This window comes from Pantoea allii (assembly GCF_046529425.1).
Taxonomy (GTDB): Bacteria; Pseudomonadota; Gammaproteobacteria; order Enterobacterales; family Enterobacteriaceae; genus Pantoea; species Pantoea allii.
On the sequence record NZ_CP125958.1, the window covers coordinates 3793186 to 3811868 of the forward strand.

General features: G+C 53.6%; 17 protein-coding genes. 4 read left to right on the top strand and 13 right to left on the bottom strand.

The annotated features are described in order from the left end of the window. Positions 1-9: 9 nt before the first annotated feature. Positions 10-1050 (bottom strand): GMP reductase, encoded by a 1041-nt coding sequence (locus QNH99_RS17960; protein ID WP_063878416.1) that lies wholly within the window; start codon positions 1048-1050, stop codon positions 10-12. Between the two features lie 225 nt (positions 1051-1275). On the opposite strand from QNH99_RS17960, the gene coaE reads away from it, so the two are divergent. From coaE to yacG, 3 genes are read left to right on the top strand one after another with little or no spacing between them, the layout of a single operon-like run. After that, positions 1276-1893, top strand: a complete 618-nt coding sequence (gene coaE / locus QNH99_RS17965; RefSeq protein ID WP_109718227.1) for a dephospho-CoA kinase — start codon at positions 1276-1278, stop codon at positions 1891-1893. A gap of 3 nt (positions 1894-1896) precedes the next feature. After that, positions 1897-2640, top strand: a complete 744-nt coding sequence (zapD, locus tag QNH99_RS17970; RefSeq protein ID WP_410517002.1) for a cell division protein ZapD — start codon at positions 1897-1899, stop codon at positions 2638-2640. 8 nt (positions 2641-2648) lie between these two features. Continuing rightward, a complete protein-coding gene (gene yacG, locus QNH99_RS17975; protein ID WP_063878413.1) occupies positions 2649-2846 on the top strand; it encodes a DNA gyrase inhibitor YacG in 198 nt (65 codons plus the stop codon). Between the two features lie 32 nt (positions 2847-2878). On the opposite strand, the gene mutT is transcribed toward yacG, so the two are convergent. Then, positions 2879-3274 carry an 8-oxo-dGTP diphosphatase MutT gene (gene mutT, locus QNH99_RS17980; protein WP_063878412.1) on the bottom strand — a complete coding sequence of 132 codons (396 nt, stop codon included), beginning with the start codon at positions 3272-3274 and terminating at the stop codon, positions 2879-2881. Between the two features lie 186 nt (positions 3275-3460). Between mutT and QNH99_RS17985 the strand changes: the two genes are divergently transcribed. Continuing rightward, positions 3461-4683 (top strand): IS3 family transposase gene (locus tag QNH99_RS17985; RefSeq protein WP_410517003.1). Its coding sequence is split into 2 segments (ribosomal slippage): positions 3461-3805 and positions 3808-4683, totalling 1221 coding nucleotides; the frame shifts between segments, so codons are not numbered across the junction. Between the two features lie 46 nt (positions 4684-4729). Here QNH99_RS17985 and secA read toward each other — a convergent pair. The 11 genes from secA to murD form a co-directional block, all read right to left on the bottom strand. Beyond that, positions 4730-7435, bottom strand: coding sequence for a preprotein translocase subunit SecA (gene secA, locus QNH99_RS17990; RefSeq protein WP_063878411.1), 2706 nt, complete (start codon positions 7433-7435; stop codon positions 4730-4732). A gap of 70 nt (positions 7436-7505) precedes the next feature. Continuing rightward, complete coding sequence (gene secM, locus QNH99_RS17995) at positions 7506-8012, bottom strand: secA translation cis-regulator SecM (RefSeq protein ID WP_241567497.1); 507 nt, start codon at positions 8010-8012, stop codon at positions 7506-7508. 288 nt (positions 8013-8300) lie between these two features. Next, positions 8301-9218 carry a UDP-3-O-acyl-N-acetylglucosamine deacetylase gene (gene lpxC, locus QNH99_RS18000; protein WP_063878409.1) on the bottom strand — a complete coding sequence of 306 codons (918 nt, stop codon included), beginning with the start codon at positions 9216-9218 and terminating at the stop codon, positions 8301-8303. A gap of 101 nt (positions 9219-9319) precedes the next feature. Beyond that, positions 9320-10474 carry a cell division protein FtsZ gene (gene ftsZ, locus QNH99_RS18005; RefSeq protein WP_013024618.1) on the bottom strand — a complete coding sequence of 385 codons (1155 nt, stop codon included), beginning with the start codon at positions 10472-10474 and terminating at the stop codon, positions 9320-9322. A 71-nt stretch (positions 10475-10545) separates the two neighbouring features. Beyond that, positions 10546-11802, bottom strand: coding sequence for a cell division protein FtsA (ftsA, locus tag QNH99_RS18010; RefSeq protein ID WP_063878408.1), 1257 nt, complete (start codon positions 11800-11802; stop codon positions 10546-10548). After that, positions 11799-12638: a cell division protein FtsQ gene (gene ftsQ / locus QNH99_RS18015; protein ID WP_063878407.1), complete on the bottom strand. Its 840-nt coding sequence runs from the start codon at positions 12636-12638 to the stop codon at positions 11799-11801. The genes ftsA and ftsQ overlap by 4 nt, the downstream gene beginning before the upstream one ends. 1 nt (position 12639) lies before the next feature. Next, a complete protein-coding gene (locus QNH99_RS18020; protein WP_410517004.1) occupies positions 12640-13557 on the bottom strand; it encodes a D-alanine--D-alanine ligase in 918 nt (305 codons plus the stop codon). Beyond that, positions 13550-15025: a UDP-N-acetylmuramate--L-alanine ligase gene (murC, locus tag QNH99_RS18025; protein WP_109716539.1), complete on the bottom strand. Its 1476-nt coding sequence runs from the start codon at positions 15023-15025 to the stop codon at positions 13550-13552. Before murC ends, QNH99_RS18020 begins: the two co-directional genes overlap by 8 nt. Positions 15026-15099: 74 nt before the next feature. Beyond that, the gene (gene murG, locus QNH99_RS18030) at positions 15100-16155 is read right to left on the bottom strand and encodes an undecaprenyldiphospho-muramoylpentapeptide beta-N-acetylglucosaminyltransferase (protein ID WP_109716540.1); all 1056 of its coding nucleotides are present in this window, start codon (positions 16153-16155) and stop codon (positions 15100-15102) included. Further along, positions 16152-17366 carry a cell division protein FtsW gene (ftsW, locus tag QNH99_RS18035; RefSeq protein ID WP_063878403.1) on the bottom strand — a complete coding sequence of 405 codons (1215 nt, stop codon included), beginning with the start codon at positions 17364-17366 and terminating at the stop codon, positions 16152-16154. Before ftsW ends, murG begins: the two co-directional genes overlap by 4 nt. Beyond that, positions 17366-18682, bottom strand: coding sequence for a UDP-N-acetylmuramoyl-L-alanine--D-glutamate ligase (murD, locus tag QNH99_RS18040; protein ID WP_256853048.1), 1317 nt, complete (start codon positions 18680-18682; stop codon positions 17366-17368). Before murD ends, ftsW begins: the two co-directional genes overlap by 1 nt. Between the last annotated feature and the right edge of the window lies 1 nt (position 18683).

Here is an 18683-nt window from a genome sequence, read left to right on the forward strand (position 1 = left end):
CAGGTTGCCTTAACGGGTAAAGGTTCGGTTCTCCTGCTCGGCTACCCGGATAAAGGTCGTGCGTTTGGTTAACTCTTTCAGACGCTCAGCGCCAACATACGTACAGGCAGAACGGAGACCGCCGAGAATGTCACGAAGGGTTTCCTCCACCGGCCCGCGTAACGGCAGCTTCACCGTTTTTCCCTCTGCCGCACGGTATTCTGCGACGCTACCGGCATGACGTTTCATTGCCGACTCTGAACTCATGCCGTAAAACAGCATGAAACGCTCGCCATTTTCTTCGACGATCCGGCCCTCACACTCATCATGCGCGGCCAGCATACCCCCCAGCATGACGAAATCTGCTCCGCCGCCAAAGGCTTTCGCGATATCGCCCGGTACGCTACACCCCCCGTCGCTGACAATTTGCCCGCTCAGGCCATGGGCCGCATCGGCGCACTCAATGACCGCAGAGAGCTGTGGATAGCCTACGCCGGTTTTGACGCGCGTGGTGCACACCGAGCCGGGCCCAATGCCGACCTTAACGATGTCTGCACCAGACAGGATTAACTCTTCCACCATCTCGCCGGTCACGACGTTCCCTGCACAGATCGTTTTACCAGGGAAGGTTTCCCGGGCGCGCTTCAGGAAATCGACAAAGTGTTCAGAATAGCCATTGGCGACGTCGATGCAGATGAACTGCAACTCGTCGGAGATCGCCATAATCGCGATCAGTTTATTGAGATCGGCATCCGAGGTCCCGGTAGAAACCATCACATACTTCAGCACTGCACTCGGTACGCGTTGCACGAATGTCCGCCATTCCTCTACGCTGTAATGCTTATGCACAGCCGTCAGAATATTAAAACCGGCCAGCGCCTCCGCCATCAGAAAGGTGCCAACGGTATCCATATTGGCGGCGATAACCGGCACACCGCTCCAGCTAAGACCGGAATGCTTAAAGGTAAAGCTGCGATCCAGCTCAACCTGAGAACGGCTTTTCAGCGTTGAGCGCTTGGGGCGAATCAATACATCTTTAAATCCCAGTTTCAAATCTTCTTCAATGCGCATACATCCTGTCCTGGTAAGAGGTTATAAACTGTCGTGCATGAAGCCATCACGGTTCCCGCGATCTCATGATACGCGCCATTCCAGCCGCAACAAGACTGCGAATTTCACTTTATTTACGCTACAATCCATTAAATTCAACTGCGTATTTTTGTTGTGACCCAGCGCGCATATTTATCCTGTGATGACGCGTGACCGGCGTGATACTGAGCGACTAAGAGAGTTTGTGTGAGAGATTCCCCCTACACTGTGGCGCTGACTGGCGGAATTGGCAGCGGCAAAAGTACCATTGCCGAGTATTTTGCTGCGTCAGGTGTCGATATCATTGATGCGGATGTCATTGCTCGTGAAGTCGTCGAGCCAGGCACGCCCGCTCTTCAGGCTATTATCGCTCGCTATGGCGACGCTATTGTGAACGAACAGGGCGCACTACATCGCTCACGTTTAAGAGAGATCATTTTTGCCACGCCCGATGAAAAACGCTGGTTAGACGCGCTGCTTCACCCTCTGATCAATGCACGCACCCAGCAGCTTAAAGCGCAGGCCGTTTCGCCCTATGTTTTGTGGGTGGTGCCTTTGCTGGTTGAAAATCAGCTGCAGCGGCAGGCCGATCGCGTGCTGGTCGTCGATACCGATGAAGAGACGCAGCTTAAACGCACGCTGCAGCGCGACAATGTCTCTCCCGATCAGGCTAAACGTATTCTTGCGGCACAGGCCACGCGTCAACAGCGTCTCGCCTGTGCGGACGATATTATTGATAACAGTGGCGCACCTGAAAATGCGCTGCCCCAGGTTGCCCAACTCCATCAGCTTTATCTGAAGCTTGCGGCAGCGAAACAGGATTAACCCATGAGTACAGTCGTTCTGTTTGAACATCCACTGAATGAAAAAATGCGTACCTGGCTGCGCGTGGAATTTTTGATCGACCAGTTGCATGACATTATGCCGTTGGAAAACACCGCTACGGCACTGACTTTTTTCCGCCTGATTGGAGAACTGCTGGATATCTTCGAGCGTGGCGATATGCGCACCGAATTGCTGAAAGAGCTTGAACGCCAGCAAGCGAAACTGCGTGCATGGGCCGATGTGCCCGGCGTAGATATGTCCGTGGTGGATGCATTACGTGACAAGCTGAAAGCGCAATCTGTTCTGCTTAACAGCGCGCCTCGTATGGGACAGCCATTGCGAGAAGATCGTCTTATCGCCCTGGTTCGCCAACGACTCAGCATTCCCGGCGGATGCTGTAGCTTTGATTTACCCGGCCTGCATATCTGGCTGCATTTGCCCCGGGCGACGCGCGACGCGCAGGTGACACGCTGGATGGAAACCCTTATCCCGTTGCACAGTACCCTGGCGATGCTGCTTGATTTGATTCGCCAGTCGGGAACCTACCGTTTACAAACCAGTTTGAATGGGTTTTATCAGGATAATGCTGAAGGCGCGGATTTATTGCGACTGCAGCTGGAAATGGAGGATGCTCTGTATCCCCAGGTTTCGGGCCATAAAAGCCGTTTTGCGATACGTTTTATGCCATTGGACAGCGAGCATGGCGAAGTGCCAGCGCGCCTTAACTTCCAACTGGCCTGTTGTTAAAGGTGAAAATGCAGGAAGAGATAATGACGGTGGAATGCCCGCAGTGCGGTAAAACAGTGATCTGGGATGAACTCAGCCCGTGGCGGCCATTTTGTAGTAAACGCTGTCAGTTAATCGATCTGGGCGAGTGGGCAGCAGAAGAAAAGCGCATTCCCAGCAGCGATGATTTGAATGACAGTGATAACTGGAGCGAAGAAGACCGCTGAGTGAAACCGTGGGGCGTGATTGCCCCACCGTATTACAGTTCGTCCGCCACCAGACGAGCTATCAGCTCATGATTCGCTGCCGGAAACTCTTCGGCGACCAGCGCATGTTGTTCGACCCAACGTTGCGGTTGTCCCTCTTTGCCCCAGGGCTCACCTTTCCAGCCTTCCACCAGGAAAAAATGCAGCGTTACGCGCAGATCGTCGTAGGTATGATCTTTCGTGCCAATAGCGCGCGCCTGCGTCACTTCAATACCGGTTTCTTCTAACAGTTCGCGCACTAATCCTTGCTCGGCGCTCTCACCTGCTTCAATTTTCCCGCCGGGGAATTCCCACTTATTGGCCATATACGAGGACGCCGCACGCTGGGCAAGAAAAATCTGTTTACTGGCATTGCGAATGATGCCGACCGCAACCTGCAGGTGCTTCATGAAAATATCCCGGAGAGTGAGTGAAAGAGGGCTGATTCTAAAACATGTTAAGCAGGTTGTTAACCGCTCAGGCGTTCGAATAGCAAACTGAAAGGCAAAAAAAGGAGCCATTGGCTCCTTTTTAGTTCCACATGTCCCGTCCTGAATAGCGTTGACACATTTTCCACTGGTTTTGAGGAGAATGTGATGAAACAGTATGTTAAACGCACTCAGCGGGATTACTCTCTGTCCTTTAAGCTGGCAGTCGTGGAGCAGGTTGAAAAAGGCGAGATGACTTACCGCCAGGCTCAGGAACGCTACGGCATCCAGGGATGTTCCACCGTGCTCATGTGGTTACGTAAATACGGTCATCTGGACTGGCAGTCATCCCGGCAGCGCACCACCCGTGGAGGAAACATGACAAAATCTCTCCCCCTCACACCTGAACAACGAATCAAAGAACTTGAGCAGCAACTGGCTGAATCCGAAGTTAAAGCGCAGTTTTTTGAAGCTGTCGTGAAGGTGATGAACACCGAATTCGGTGCCACACTCACAAAGAAGCAGTTAGCGTCCTTATCGCGAAAGCACAGACACAATCCCTGAAGCTGACTGTCGTCAGGGTCTGCCGGTATTTAAAGATAAGCCGTCAGGCCTGGTATCAGGGATGCCGGCGTGAAATGCGCAGGTCTGAAAAGGCACATCGCATTACTGAGGAAGTCAGACTTATCAGGTTACAGCAGCCCCGACTGGGTACCCGGAAACTGCAGCATATTCTTAACGAGCGGGAAGATGCCGCATTGCATATCGGGCGGGACAGTCTGTTCGCTGTGCTGCGGGAAGCCCGGTTACTGGTTCATCCGGCAAGGGCTTATCATAAAACAACGAACAGCCGTCATCATTTTTACAGGCATCCGAATCTGCTGAAAGCGGGGCCGGAGCAGACGGTTATCTCCGGTCCGGAGCAGGTATGGGTTGCCGACATCACCTGGCTTCCGGTAAGGACAGGTATGGCCTACATCAGTCTGGTAACGGACGCTTTCTCACGAAAAATCGTGGGGTATCATGTTCATGAAAGTCTGCATACGGAACACGTTATTAAGGCGCTGCAAATGGCACTGAGGGAGCGGCAGGGAAAGGGCCGCCTGATCCACCACTCAGATCGCGGACTTCAGTACTGTTCGGCAATGTATCAGTCAGTGCATAAAAAACACGGTCTTGTCTGTTCAATGACGGACGGCTACGACTGCTATCAGAATACGCTGGCAGAAAGGGTTAACGGCATACTGAAAAATGAATTACTGATTACGCGTCCGGCAGACGTGGTGCAGGCAGGCAGGATGGTCAGTGAGTCAGTCAGGATCTATAACAGCCAGCGTCCTCATCTGTCATTAAAATACAAAACGCCTGATGAGGTACATCAGGCGTTTTAAAAGATAAAAAAGTGTCAACCTATGCCAGGACTAGTCAACAACGTGATCAGGCCAGACGACCGTGACACTGTTTGTATTTTTTACCTGAACCGCACGGGCAAGGATCGTTACGGCCCACTTTACGCTCGCCGCCCTGCTGCGCAACGGACTCCGCCGCCAGGATTTCTTCGCTGGCATGGCTCAACTGCTGTTGTTGTGCCAGGCGCTCGGCCTCTTCACGACGTTGTTGCTCCATCGCTTCGACTTCTTCCGGCATACGAACCTGTACTTTGCTCAGGGTACTGATCACTTCGTACTTAAGCGTTTCCAGCATCGCGGCAAACATGGCGAACGATTCACGCTTATATTCCTGCTTAGGATCTTTTTGTGCATATCCACGTAAGTGGATGCCCTGACGCAGATAATCCATTGCGGCCAGGTGCTCTTTCCACAACGAGTCCAGCGTTTGCAGCATGACGCCTTTCTCAAAGTTGCGCATCATTTCCGCGCCGACGATCTCTTCTTTTTCCGCATAACTCTCGGCGGCGTGCGTCATGATACGTTCACGCAGCGTCTCTTCATGCAGATCCGGTTCTTTGTCCAGCCATTCGCTAATCGGCAGATCCAGATCGAAATCGTTACGCAGGCGCTCTTCAAGGCCCGGCACATCCCACATTTCTTCCAGCGACTGAGGCGGAATATAGCTGTCGATAATGGATTTATAGACGTCTTCGCGAATACTGTTGATGGTTTCTGACACATCAGACACATCAAGGAGTTCATTACGCTGGCTATAGATAGCACGACGCTGATCGTTGGCCACGTCATCATATTCCAGCAGTTGCTTACGAATATCGAAGTTACGGCTTTCCACTTTACGCTGCGCGTTGGCAATGGCTTTGGTCACCCACGGATGCTCAATGGCCTCGCCAGGTTTCATTCCCAGTTTGCGCATCATGTTGGAAACACGATCCGAGGCAAAGATACGCATCAGCGCATCTTCCATGGACAGGTAGAAGCGTGAAGAACCGGCGTCACCCTGACGACCCGCACGACCACGTAGCTGGTTATCAATACGACGCGATTCGTGACGTTCAGTACCCACGATATGCAGACCGCCCGAAGCCAGCACCGCATCATGGCGAATCTGCCAGGCGGCTTTAATCTCTTCGATTTGCGCATCTGATGGGTTTTCAAGCTCGGCAACTTCTGCGTGCCAGCTACCGCCCAGCATGATATCCGTACCACGGCCCGCCATGTTAGTGGCGATAGTGACAGCACCCGGTTGACCGGCCTGCGCCACGATATCCGCTTCACGGGCATGGAACTTCGCATTCAAGACATTGTGTTTAATGCCGGCGCGCGTCAGTTCGTTTGATACCACTTCTGATTTTTCAATCGAAATCGTACCGACCAACACAGGCTGTCCGTTGGCCGTACGCTCGCGGATGTCTTCAATGATGGCATCGATCTTCTCTTTCTCGGTCATATAAACCAGATCGGCAAGATCTTTACGCACCATAGGACGGTTGGTCGGCACAACAATGGTATCGAGTTTGTAGATGGAGCTGAACTCAAACGCTTCGGTATCAGCTGTACCGGTCATCCCCGCCAGCTTGTCATAAAGGCGGAAGTAGTTCTGGAAGGTGATAGAAGCCAGGGTCTGGTTTTCGTTCTGAATCTCAACGCCTTCTTTGGCTTCAATCGCCTGATGCAGACCGTCAGACCAGCGACGACCCTGCATCGTACGACCTGTATGTTCGTCGACAATGACGACTTCATCATCTTTTACAATGTAGTCGACATCGCGCGTGAACAGCGCATGGGCGCGAAGTGCCGCAGTAACATGGTGCATCAGCATAATATTGGTCGGTGAATAAAGTGATTCCCCTTCCACCATAATGCCCTGACTTACCAGCAGTTCTTCTACTTTTACCAGTCCGCGCTCGCTCATGTGCGCCTGACGCGCCTTCTCATCGACCCAATAGTCGCCTTCGCCCTGGAAGTTGTCTGAATCTTCCTTTTCCTGGCGAATCAAATGAGGAATGATTTTATTCACTTTGGTGTAAAGTTCTGAGCTGTCTTCGGCCGGACCAGAAATGATCAGCGGCGTACGCGCTTCATCAATCAGGATGGAGTCAACTTCATCCACCAGCGCATAGTGCAGCTTACGCTGTACGCGCTCTTCTGGACTGAACGCCATGTTGTCACGCAGATAGTCAAAGCCGTACTCGTTGTTGGTACCGTAGGTGATGTCTGCTGCATAGGCTTCGCGTTTGGCGACAGAAGGCAGGCCAGACATGTTGATCCCGACGCTCAGGCCAAGAAACTCAAACAACGGACGGTTATTTTCCGCATCACGCTGGGCCAGATAGTCGTTGACGGTGACAACGTGTACGCCCTGGCCGGTTAAGGCATTCAAATAGGCTGGCAGGGTTGCCGTCAGGGTTTTACCTTCACCGGTACGCATCTCTGCGATACAGCGGTTATTCAGCACCATGCCGCCAATCAGCTGCACGTCAAAGTGACGCATGCCAAACACACGTTTACTGGCTTCACGCACGGTTGCAAAGGCTTCGGGGATAAGGCTTTCCAGTGATTCACCTTTTTTCAGGCGCTCACGGAAGAGTACCGTTTTGGCTTTCAGCTCGTCATCGGAGAGCACCTCGAACTCGGGCTCCATCTTGTTGATGATATCAACGTTTTTACGCATGCGGCGCAAAGTACGATCGTTGCTGCTACCAAAAACCTTGGTCAACATTTTGATTAACATAATAAATATATTCTCAATTCAGCCGGAGAGTCCGGACTGCGAAATCTAAATGGGATTAAAAACAAAGAGATTAGCAGAACAATAAAGCGGGTCCGGCACGGATACCGTGCACTTTGCCATGTCCGTCAGAACGCGTCTGTGTCGGAGCGGCAGGAAGGGGTTGCGAGGAGACACGAACCGGGATGCTGGGTTGTGCCGCCTGGGAGGTTAATAATGCATGAAGTGAATCAATCAACGCCAGCTTTTGTGCGGCCAGCGGATGCACCTGCTCTTCCGCCTGCGCCTGCGGCGTTAACGTGAAAGAGAGATGGCGGATAACCGTGCGGATGGCGTGCTGGTGCCAGTAGTCAACCGAGAAACTGGGACGTCGCGAGGCTTCCTGAAGACGAATCAAATGGTCAAAACGAACGGCATTGCCGATAAACAGGCTACTGGCGGAAGATTCTGATGCGGTATTAAGTTCAGCCGTTTGCGCACACGCTGGCAAGCCAAGACTGGCCGCCACCATTCCGAGAAGGAAATGAGGCCAGAAATAGCGTCTACCTAATTGTCGCCAGCGTAGAAGGATTCCGATCACAATTGTTCCATTGCGCATAACATTTTAATTATTCACCGCGGTTTTCAGCAGCATGCAGCCTGTAAAAGCGCCAGAGATAGTAACACTAATGTGGCGCGGCGACACCTGGGATTAGCGCAACAACGGGAGAAATCGCGCGCGATTGTGCAGCAATTCAGCAATTGTTTGCTTTGACGTGGGAATGCTATCGCAACAGGCGGAGATTAACAGCGAGGCAATAAAAAACGGCTGGTGCCACTGACCGGAGAGAGTGTCAGCATAGCCAGCCGTTTTACGTTCTGAACGGATTTAAGCCAGAACCAAATTTGGTGCTTTGAACGCCAGTGGCAATTCAGCTTCGTCTTCGAAGGTTGCCCATTCCCAGGCTTCCTGCTTAGCCAAAACGGCCTGCAGCAGTTTGTTGTTCAGCGCATGGCCTGATTTGAACGCGGTGAACGCGCCAATAATATTGTGGCCACACATAAACAGATCGCCGATAGCATCCAGCATTTTGTGACGCACGAACTCGTCTTCAAAACGCAGGCCTTCTTCATTAAGCACGCGGAAATCATCAAGGCCAATCGCACAATCTAAACTACCGCCCAGGCACAGGCCTTTAGACTGCAGATATTCGATTTCACGCATGAAGCCAAAAGTACGTGCACGGCTAATCTGACGAACAAACGCTTCGGCAGAGAATTTCATCTGGTAGCGCTGAGAGCTGGAATCGATAGCCGGGTGTTTGAAATCGATAGTGAAATCAAGCGAGAAACCGTTATAAGGTTTGATCTCTGCCCATTTGTCACCGTCTTCAACACGCACAGTCTGCTTAACACGCACAAATTTCTTGGCGCTGCTGAGCTGCTCGATACCTGCATCCATCAGCAGATAGATGAAAGGCGCTGCACTGCCGTCCATAATCGGGATTTCTGGCGCATCAACTTCGACAATGATGTTATCGATGCCAAGACCTGCCAGTGCGGCATTTAAGTGTTCAACTGTCGAAATACGCACGCCTTCATCGTTCACCAGGCAGGTGCTCAGCATGGTGTCGCGCACGTATTTTGCATCAGCCGGAAAATCAACCGGTGGATTCAAGTCAGTGCGACGATAGATGACCCCGGTATTAGCCGGCGCAGGGCGCAGGGTCAGACTGACTTTCTTGCCGGTATGTAAACCGACACCTGTCGCCTGAACAATACGTTTTAATGTCCTTTGTTTGATCATCGTTATTATCTCGCAATATCGCTTTCCGACCGCCAGTATACGTTACCAGCGGGCGAACACTTTAGCACAAAGAGCGGGAAATCCCAATTATAGGGTTATTCCTAGTCGGCCTGCTTACGCAAAAATGCCGGAATATCAAGGTAATCTGGCTCTTTGTTAGACTGTGCACTCTGATCGTTCACCACTTTAGCGGCAGGTTTTTGCTCCTGCGGCAGCGGAGACATACCGTGCTGCTGGTAACGATGATCCATCACAGGCTGACTGGCTGGTTTGTTAGTGACCAGGGTGATCTCTGGACGCTTATCCATGCCAATACCGGTTGCCACCACAGTGACGCGCAGTTCGTCATTCATTTCTGGGTCCAGCGAGGTACCAATCACGACGGTTGCGTTGTCTGAGGCGAAGGCGCGGATAGTGTTACCCACGGTTTCAAACTCATCCAGACGCAGGTCAAAGCCCGCAGTAATGTTGACCAGCACGCCGCGCGCACCAGAGAGATCGATATCTTCCAGCAGTGGGCTGGAGATCGCCATCTCAGCGGCTTCTTCTGCACGGTCTTCACCACAGGCCACGCCAGAACCCATCATTGCGTAACCCATTTCTGACATTACGGTACGCACGTCAGCGAAGTCCACGTTCATCAGGCCAGGACGAGTAATCAGCTCGGCGATACCCTGTACGGCGCCTTTCAGCACGTCGTTAGCCGCGCCAAAAGCATCGAGCAGGGAAATACCACGTCCAAGGACTTTTAACAGCTTGTCGTTAGGAATGGTAATCAGTGAATCCACGTGCTTGGACAGCTCAGCGATACCCTGCTCAGCAAACGCCATGCGCTTCTTACCTTCAAAATTAAAAGGCTTGGTCACAACCGCGACGGTCAAAATACCTAAATCTTTGGCCACTTCAGCCACAACAGGCGCTGCGCCGGTACCAGTACCGCCACCCATACCTGCTGCGATGAACACCATGTCTGCCCCTTCCAGCGCAGAACGCAGTGCTTCGCGATCTTCTTCTGCAGAGTTACGGCCTACTTCCGGGTTAGCACCCGCTCCCAGCCCCTTGGTAATGTTATTACCAATCTGGATGGTCTGGCCGACCGCTGTCTTACGCAACGCCTGAGCGTCGGTATTCACAGCGAAGAATTCCACACCTTCGATACGCTCGCGTACCATGTGCTCTACGGCGTTGCCACCGCCACCGCCGACGCCGATGACTTTAATCACCGCGTCATTGGTTAATTCCATAGGTTCAAACATGATTTCTCTCCGTTATGTGCCTGTCGCCTGGAGATCACTAAAGAAAACAGCATGATCCCCTTTTACAAAAATTAAAACTCTTTTTTTAACCAACTATTAATACGTTTAAACCAGTTACCCACGGAAACGCGCTTTTCAGCCTCTGCGTCACCGTTCAGGTGTGACTCTTTACCGTAGTGCAACAGCCCCACCGCAGTGGAATAGTAAGACTCCTGCGCGTAGTCCGTCAGACCCGTGATGTTTAGCGGCTGTCCAATGCGCACCTGCGTATGAAATACGCGCTGCGCACAGGCGGCCAATCCTTCAATCTGCGCCGCGCCGCCGGTTAACACAATCCCTGCTGCAAGATGGTGTTTAACGCCCTGCTGGCGAAGCTGCTCTTGTAACTGCAAAATCTCGTCATTGACCAGATTTAAAAGCTCTGTGTAACGTGGCTCGATCACCTCGGCCAGCGTCTGACGTTGCAGGCTACGTGGCGGACGTCCGCCCACGCTTGGCACTTCAACGTTTTCGTCTTTTCCGACGATCGACCCGAGTGCACAGCCGTGTCGCACTTTGATGGCTTCCGCATCGGTGGGCGGCGTACCAAATGCGTAGGCAATATCACTGGTGACCACATTGCCAGCATAAGGAATAACCTTAGTATGACGTAATGCGCCGCCCGTATAGACGGCGATATCCATTGTGCCGCCACCAATATCCACCACACAAACGCCCAGTTCGCGTTCGTCTTCGGTCAGGACCGCAAAGCTGGATGCCAGACCGGCAAAAATCAGTTGGTCAACTTTGAGGCCACAACGTTCAACGGCTTTGACAATATTTTTTGCCATGTCGTTGTGACAGGTGATCAAATGCACCTTTGCCTGCATGCGCACACCTGACAGACCAACCGGATTTTTAATGCCTTCCTGATAGTCGATGGCATATTCCTGAGGAATAACGTGCAGAATGCGATGCTCGTCACGAACGCGCACTGACTTGGCCGTATGCACCACGTTCTCTACATCATCCTGAGTCACTTCCTCTTCGGAAATCGGAACCATCCCGATTTCGTTCTGACAACTGATATGTTTGCCCGATAATGCAAGGTAAACGGAGGAGATCTGACAATCCGCCATCAACTCAGCCTGATCGATGGCGCGCTGTACGCATTTCACCACCGACTCAAGATCGTTTACGCCGCCTTTATCCATACCGCGGGACGGGCAACTGCCGACCCCAATAATATTGACCATACCATCAGGCAGAATTTCCCCAACCAGGGCGGCGACCTTCGCAGTGCCGATTTCGAGTCCAACTACCAGTTTTCTGTCCGTTGCCTTGATCATTGTTGTTTAGCCTGTGCCTGGTTTTGTTGCTGATTACTGTCCTGTGGCTCCATCACTATCGGTGTCCAGCCAACAGAAGCGCCAGAGTCATAGCGTAAATCAACCGAGTTGATGCGCTTGTGTTCATTCTGACCTTGCTGCAGCAGCACCGGATAGAGCTCAATAAAACGATTCAGACGCTTCATGGTATCGGTACGACCCAGCTCAATACGTACATCATCGCTGGTCACTAACTGCCATGAACGCCGCGCCGTCATCGACGCCACCTTCAGGGTAAACTTCCTGGCTTTCAGCACGTCATCCATACTGTGATAACCCGCCAGCACCTCTTTTTCACTGCCTTCTGGACCGTATAACATCGGCAGCGTTTCTTTACCCATATGGTTAGCCGGTACGCTGAATGACACGCCGTCGCTGTCAACCATGTGAGAGTCGTTCCAGCGCGCCACCGGCGTATATTCCACCAGATGGATTTTCAGTTCATCCGGCCACTGCTTACGCACGCTGACCTGCTTTATCCATGGCAATCGTTCTATCTGCTGCTGGATGATGTTCACATCCTGCGACATAAAGGTACCGGGTGAACCTAACGACAAAATCGCCTGGCGAATATCGTCGTGAGTGGTGTAATGCAGTTGTCCCGTCACCACCAGCTTTGACAGCGGCAACCGAGAGGCATCGTTCATCCACTTCAGCACCACTAAGCCACCCGCAATCATTACGCCCATCACCATCAGCAGAAACACGATGCCGAAGAGCCGGGCACCGTTACTGCGACCGTTGCGTGCCCGCTCCTGCGCCTCACGGTTACGTACGTTCATCGCCGCCTGTGACATATCAGTCGGCCAGTTCCAGAATGCGTACGACTAACTGAGAAAACGTCAGGCCAGCCTGCTTTGCTGCCATCGGCACTAAGCTGTGGCTGGTCATACCGGGTGACGTGTTCGCTTCCAACAGCTGGAAGTGTCCTTCACCATCGGTCATGACATCAACGCGTCCCCAGCCACTGCACCCCAGTGCACGCCAGGCAGACCAAACCAGCTGTTGTAATTCTGCCTCACGCTCTGCACTCAGTCCGGCTGGACAGAAGTACTGAGTATCGTCAGAAATGTATTTAGCTTCATAGTCATAGAACTCGCTGGCGGTCTTTATTTTTATGGCTGGCAGAATCTGCTCGCCCAGAATGCCAACGGTATATTCCTCACCGCTCAGAAACGCCTCAACCAGCACGTTATCGTCGTGGCGAAATGCTTCTTCCAGTGCTGCGGTCAGATCGCTCTGCTGATTCACGCGGCTGATCCCAACACTGGACCCTTCGCTGCTCGGTTTAACGAACAGCGGTAAACCTAGCGCGCTAATCGCCGTCTTGGTGGCCGTATCCAGACCGGCCTGCATCTGTTCACGCGTGATCCAGACAAATTTACCTGCCGGCAGTCCCCTGCCCTGCCACAGCAGCTTGGTGCGCAGTTTGTCCATGGTCACGGCCGAGGCCATCACGCCGCTGCCGGTATAGGGCAACTGCAGGAACTCCAGCACCGCCTGAAGCGTGCCGTCTTCACCGCCACGACCGTGCAGGGCGATAAACACCCTTTCAAAACCTTGTGCAGTTAAATCCAGCACTGAAACGTCGCGGGTATCAATACCCTGTGCGTCAATACCTGCTTCGCGTAAGCCGGCCAGCACGGCACCGCCGGACATCAGGGACACGTCGCGCTCGGCTGACGTGCCGCCCATTAAAACGGCAACTTTAGGCATGACGGCCCTCCACTTTGCGCTCTGGCTGCAATTTGCAGTCGGCCAGTTTACGCGCCACTTTACCTACGTTTCCTGCACCCTGAACCAGAATCAGATCGTTACCTGACAGCAAAGGTGCCAGCATTTCAACGAGCGAATCATGCTCCGGCACCAGAATAGGATCGACCTTGCCACGGTTACGAATGGCACGGCACAGTGCACGGCTGTCCGCGCCAGGAATGGGCGTTTCACCTGCCGCGTACACATCCAGCATCAGCAAAACGTCAACCTGAGACAGCACGTTGGCAAAATCATCAAACAGGTCACGGGTTCGCGTGTAACGGTGCGGCTGAAACACCATCGCCAGTTTTTTATCAGGCCAACCCGCGCGCGCCGCTTTGATGGTAGCGTCCACTTCCGTGGGATGATGACCATAATCATCCACCAGCATGGCGGTGCCAGGCTGACCGTTGACCGGTTCGGTAGAAAACTCGCCCAACTGGTCGAAACGACGGCCGGTTCCCTGAAAGCTTTCCAGCGCCGCCAGAATGGCGCTGTCTTCAATCCCTTCTTCGCTGGCAACGGCTACGGCCGCTGCTGCGTTTAATGCATTGTGCCGACCCGGCGCGTTCAGGGTGATCTGTAACGGCGCCTTGTCCTGACGAATCAGGCTAAAGTGCACCTGTGCACCACGCTGTTCAAAGTCTTCGATGCGGAAGTCAGCATCGTCACTGAAGCCATAGGTCGTAATCTGGCGGCCTACGCGAGGAAGCAGGTCACGAATCACGGCATCATCGACGCACATGACTGCGCGGCCGTAGAACGGCAAATTGTGCAGGAAATTAATGAACGTCTGCTTCAGGTTTTCAAAATCTCCCTGATAGGTGTCCATATGATCCGCTTCGATATTGGTGACGACAGCGACCATTGGCTGCAGATGGAGGAATGACGCATCGCTCTCATCCGCTTCGGCGATCAGATAGCGGCTGCTGCCTAAACGCGCATGCGTGCCTGCCGCTTTAACCAGCCCCCCGTTAACGAAAGTCGGGTCCAGGCCACCTTCTGCGTAAATGCTCGACACCATGGCTGTTGTCGTGGTTTTGCCGTGCGTGCCGGCAATCGCAATACCGTGACGAAAGCGCATCAGTTCTGCCAGCATCTCCGCGCGACGAATCACCGGGATACGTTGCTCGCGTGCCGCCACCAGTTCAGGATTGTCCTGCGCAACGGCGCTGGACACCACGACTACGCTGGCATCCGTTACGTTTTCCGGGCGATGGTTAAAGTAAATCGTTGCGCCCAGTTTGATCAGATTTTGTGTTACCGGATTCGGCGCCAGATCAGAACCGCTGATATGGTAGCCTTCATTTGCTAACACTTCGGCAATACCGCCCATGCCAGCACCGCCGATGCCGACAAAGTGAATGTGCCGGACGCGACGCATCTCGGGCACGATTGAACGCAGTTTCGCCAGTTGTTGTGTATTCATTACGCTTTATTACCTACCTACTCATTCAGTTTGTGCTCAGTTTGAGCACGGGTCAGCCAGGCTGACCTGATGCGTTAATGTGCGGCGTGAGCCACTGCCTGCGCGACCCGTTCGGTCGCATCGGGTACCGCCACCTCATGGGCTTTTTCAGCCATCGCGAGTAATGTCGGGCGATCCCAGTGACGCAACGTTTCCGCTACCGCCTCCGCTGTAAACTGCGGCTGCTCAAAAATTTTGGCTGCACCTGCGCCCTCAAGCGGCAAGGCATTCCAGTACTGCTGACGATCTTTGTGCTGAAACGGCACGAAGATGGCCGGTAATCCCGCGGCAGCGATTTCACTCACCGTCAGTGCACCTGAGCGACAAATCACTACATCAGCCCAGGCATACGCCGCCGCCATATCATCAATAAATTCGGTCACCTTGTGCTGCTGACCTGCCTGCTGATAGGCATGCTCTACGTCCTGCAATGCACCTTTACCGGTCTGATGCCAGACGGTGATCTGCTCACCCAGTTTTGCCGCAACCAAGGGCACCGTCTGGTTAAGAACGCGCGCGCCCTGACTGCCGCCCACCACCAGAATACGGATGGCACCACTGCGCCCGGCCAGGCGCTGAGTCGGTGATGGCAGGGCCAGCACGTCCGTACGCACCGGGTTTCCTACCACCTCTGCGTGGGGAAACGCACCGGGAAATGCCTGCATAACTTTGGTGGCAATTTTTGCCAGCCACTTGTTGGTGAGTCCGGCAATACCGTTTTGCTCATGCAGCACGACAGGGACACCACAACTCCAGGCAGCCAGGCCACCCGGGCCCGATACATAGCCCCCCATGCCCAGCACGACGTCCGGCTTCCAGGCTTTAATAATCTTGCGAGCCTGACGCCAGGCGTTAAAAATACGCACCGGCGCTAGCAACAGGGCTTTGATGCCCTTGCCGCGTAATCCGCTGATACGGATAAAGTCGATGTCGATACCGTGCTTGGGTACCAGGTCGGCTTCCATACGATCTGCGGTGCCTAACCAGCGAACTTCCCAGCCCTGCGCTTTCAGATGATGGGCCACGGCCAGCCCCGGGAACACATGTCCACCGGTGCCACCTGCCATGACCATCAATCGTTTACCACTCATCGACCACCTCGGGTAAACGCCTGCGCTTTAGCCAGACGCGTTTCATAATCAATACGTAACAAAAATACGATGGCTGTAGACATAATGATGAGACTCGAACCACCGTAACTAATTAACGGTAACGTCAGCCCTTTGGTCGGTAACATACCCGCCGCGGCGCCCACGTTGACCAGTGCCTGAAAGCTAAACCATACGCCGATTGAACAGGCTAAGAAGCCCGAAAAACGTTGGTCAAGTTCAAGCGCGCGTCGACCGATCGACATTGCGCGAAAAGCGACGAAGAATACCATTAACAGCGCTAAAACCACACCGATGTAACCCAGTTCTTCTCCGATAATGGAGAAAATAAAGTCGGTATGCGCTTCGGGCAGATATTCCAGTTTCTGAACCGAATTCCCCAGCCCCTGGCCCCAGAATTCACCGCGGCCAAATGCCATCAGCGATTGTGTAAGCTGGTAGCCGCTGCCGAAAGGATCTTCCCATGGGTCCCAGAATGACGTGACGCGGCGCATACGGTATGGCTCGGCGATAATCAACAGCACCACGGCAAAGATGCCGGAGCCGATGATGGCCAGAAACTGCCACAGCTTGGCCCCCGCCAGAAACAGCATCGCCAGCGTGGTAACAAACAGCACCACCACCGTCCCGAGGTCCGGTTGAGCCAGCAGCAGTACAGCCAGCACGACCATCACGCCCATCGGCTTACAGAAGCCCCAGAAGTTATTTCGCACCTCTTCGACTTTACGCACCAGGTAACTGGCGAGATAGCAGAAGAGCGTGAGTTTAGATAATTCGGCTGGCTGGATACGTAGCGGGCCTAACGCAATCCAGCGTGAAGCACCATTGACCGAGCTACCCACGACTAAAACAATCAACAGCATGGCGACAGACACCATCAGCATCACGTTGCTGTAACGCTGCCAGAAATCCATCGGGACACGCAGGGTAACCAGCGCCATACCGAATGCCAGGGCGATATAAAACGCATCACGCTTGGCAAAATAGAACGGATCGTCATTCAGACGCTGACCTACCGGCATCGATGCCGAGGTCACCATCACAAAGCCGATGGCGGCTAACCCCAGCGTTAACCAGAGCAACGTACGGTCATAGAGCACCAGCGAGGTATCATCGCTTTCGCGCGACCCCATTACCCAGTTACTCAACCGACTGGACAGGTAACTCGCAATGCCCGAACCAGGAATACGCATCAGCTTAGCTCCCTGGCCAGTTGCGCGAAGACGTCACCGCGCTGCTCAAAACTGCGAAACTGATCGAGGCTGGCACAGGCTGGCGAAAGCAGTACCATATCGCCCGGCTGGACCTGCCTGGCAATCTGTTCCATAGCCTGCTGCAGCGTTTCAGTGCGTACCGCGACGTCGGGCCGCAGCGCGGCCAGCGCATCACCATCGCGACCAAAGCAGAACAACCGGATACGATCGCCCTGAACATAAGACGCCAACGGCGAGAAGTCTGCTGATTTGCCATCCCCACCAAGCAGCAGCCAGAGCGTGCCGTTAACCTGCAAGCCTTTTAATGCGGCTTCTGTACTGCCGACGTTGGTCGCTTTTGAATCATTAATCCAGCGTACGCCGCGACTCTCATGAACCAGTTGAAAACGGTGTGGCAGGCCGGAATAGGCTGCAAGCGCAGACAGGCTGGTGGATCGTGGTAACCCCACCGCATCTGCCAACGCTAATGCCGCCAGCGCATTGGTGTAATTATGTTGCCCCACCAGCGTCATTTCATCGGTGTTTAGCACCTTCTCCCCTTTGGCCCGGAGCCAGATACTGCCCTGCTGCTTATTGAGATGATAATCCCCGATATCGATGCCAAAACTCACACAGCGCGCGTCAGCGCCGCGCACCGGCATCGTCATGCCATCATCAGCGTTCACCACACAAACCTGGGCGTTCTCATAAATACGCAGTTTGGCTGCCCGATACTGCTGCATACCTAACGGATAGCGATCCATATGATCTTCCGTCACGTTAAGAATGGTGGCGGCGGCGGCTTTCAGGCTGTGCGTGGTTTCCAACTGAAAGCTGGAGAGCTCCAGCACATACAGCTGCGCAGGCGCTTTCAGCAGGCTGAGCGCGGGCAAACCAATATTGCCACCCACGCCTACCTGCCAGCCTGCCGCCTTCGCCATTTCGCCGACCAGGGTGGTGACCGTACTTTTTCCGTTCGAGCCGGTAATCGCCACAATCGGTGCCTGTGCTTCACGACAAAACAGCTCAATGTCACCGACGATTTCGATGCCCGCGTCCGCAGCTTCACACAGCGCCGGATGCGCCAGCGCAATACCGGGGCTGGCAATGATAAGGTCTGCCGCTAACAGCCAGTCACTGTTGATACCGCCCACGTAACGCTCTACCTGCTCAGGCAACTTATCCAGCCCTGGCGGGGACATACGGGTATCCATCACGCGTGGCGTTACGCCCTGCGCTACAAAGAAATCAACACAGGACAGCCCGGTCAGGCCTAATCCGATGATGACGACTTTTCTCCCGCGATAGTCAGCCATG

Excerpts from the sequence above, each read along its gene's own strand:
- ftsQ (WP_063878407.1), bottom strand. The coding sequence starts at position 12,638 with ATGTCACAGGCGGCGATGAACGTACGTAACCGTGAGGCGCAGGAGCGG.
- ftsA (WP_063878408.1), bottom strand. The coding sequence starts at position 11,802 with ATGATCAAGGCAACGGACAGAAAACTGGTAGTTGGACTCGAAATCGGC.
- lpxC (WP_063878409.1), bottom strand. The coding sequence starts at position 9,218 with ATGATCAAACAAAGGACATTAAAACGTATTGTTCAGGCGACAGGTGTC.
- QNH99_RS17960 (WP_063878416.1), bottom strand. The coding sequence starts at position 1,050 with ATGCGCATTGAAGAAGATTTGAAACTGGGATTTAAAGATGTATTGATT.
- QNH99_RS18020 (WP_410517004.1), bottom strand. The coding sequence starts at position 13,557 with ATGCCTAAAGTTGCCGTTTTAATGGGCGGCACGTCAGCCGAGCGCGAC.
- murG (WP_109716540.1), bottom strand. The coding sequence starts at position 16,155 with ATGAGTGGTAAACGATTGATGGTCATGGCAGGTGGCACCGGTGGACAT.
- yacG (WP_063878413.1), top strand. The coding sequence starts at position 2,649 with ATGCAGGAAGAGATAATGACGGTGGAATGCCCGCAGTGCGGTAAAACA.
- secA (WP_063878411.1), bottom strand. The coding sequence starts at position 7,435 with ATGTTAATCAAAATGTTGACCAAGGTTTTTGGTAGCAGCAACGATCGT.
- mutT (WP_063878412.1), bottom strand. The coding sequence starts at position 3,274 with ATGAAGCACCTGCAGGTTGCGGTCGGCATCATTCGCAATGCCAGTAAA.
- ftsW (WP_063878403.1), bottom strand. The coding sequence starts at position 17,366 with ATGCGTATTCCTGGTTCGGGCATTGCGAGTTACCTGTCCAGTCGGTTG.
- ftsZ (WP_013024618.1), bottom strand. The coding sequence starts at position 10,474 with ATGTTTGAACCTATGGAATTAACCAATGACGCGGTGATTAAAGTCATC.
- zapD (WP_410517002.1), top strand. The coding sequence starts at position 1,897 with ATGAGTACAGTCGTTCTGTTTGAACATCCACTGAATGAAAAAATGCGT.
- murC (WP_109716539.1), bottom strand. The coding sequence starts at position 15,025 with ATGAATACACAACAACTGGCGAAACTGCGTTCAATCGTGCCCGAGATG.
- murD (WP_256853048.1), bottom strand. The coding sequence starts at position 18,682 with ATGGCTGACTATCGCGGGAGAAAAGTCGTCATCATCGGATTAGGCCTG.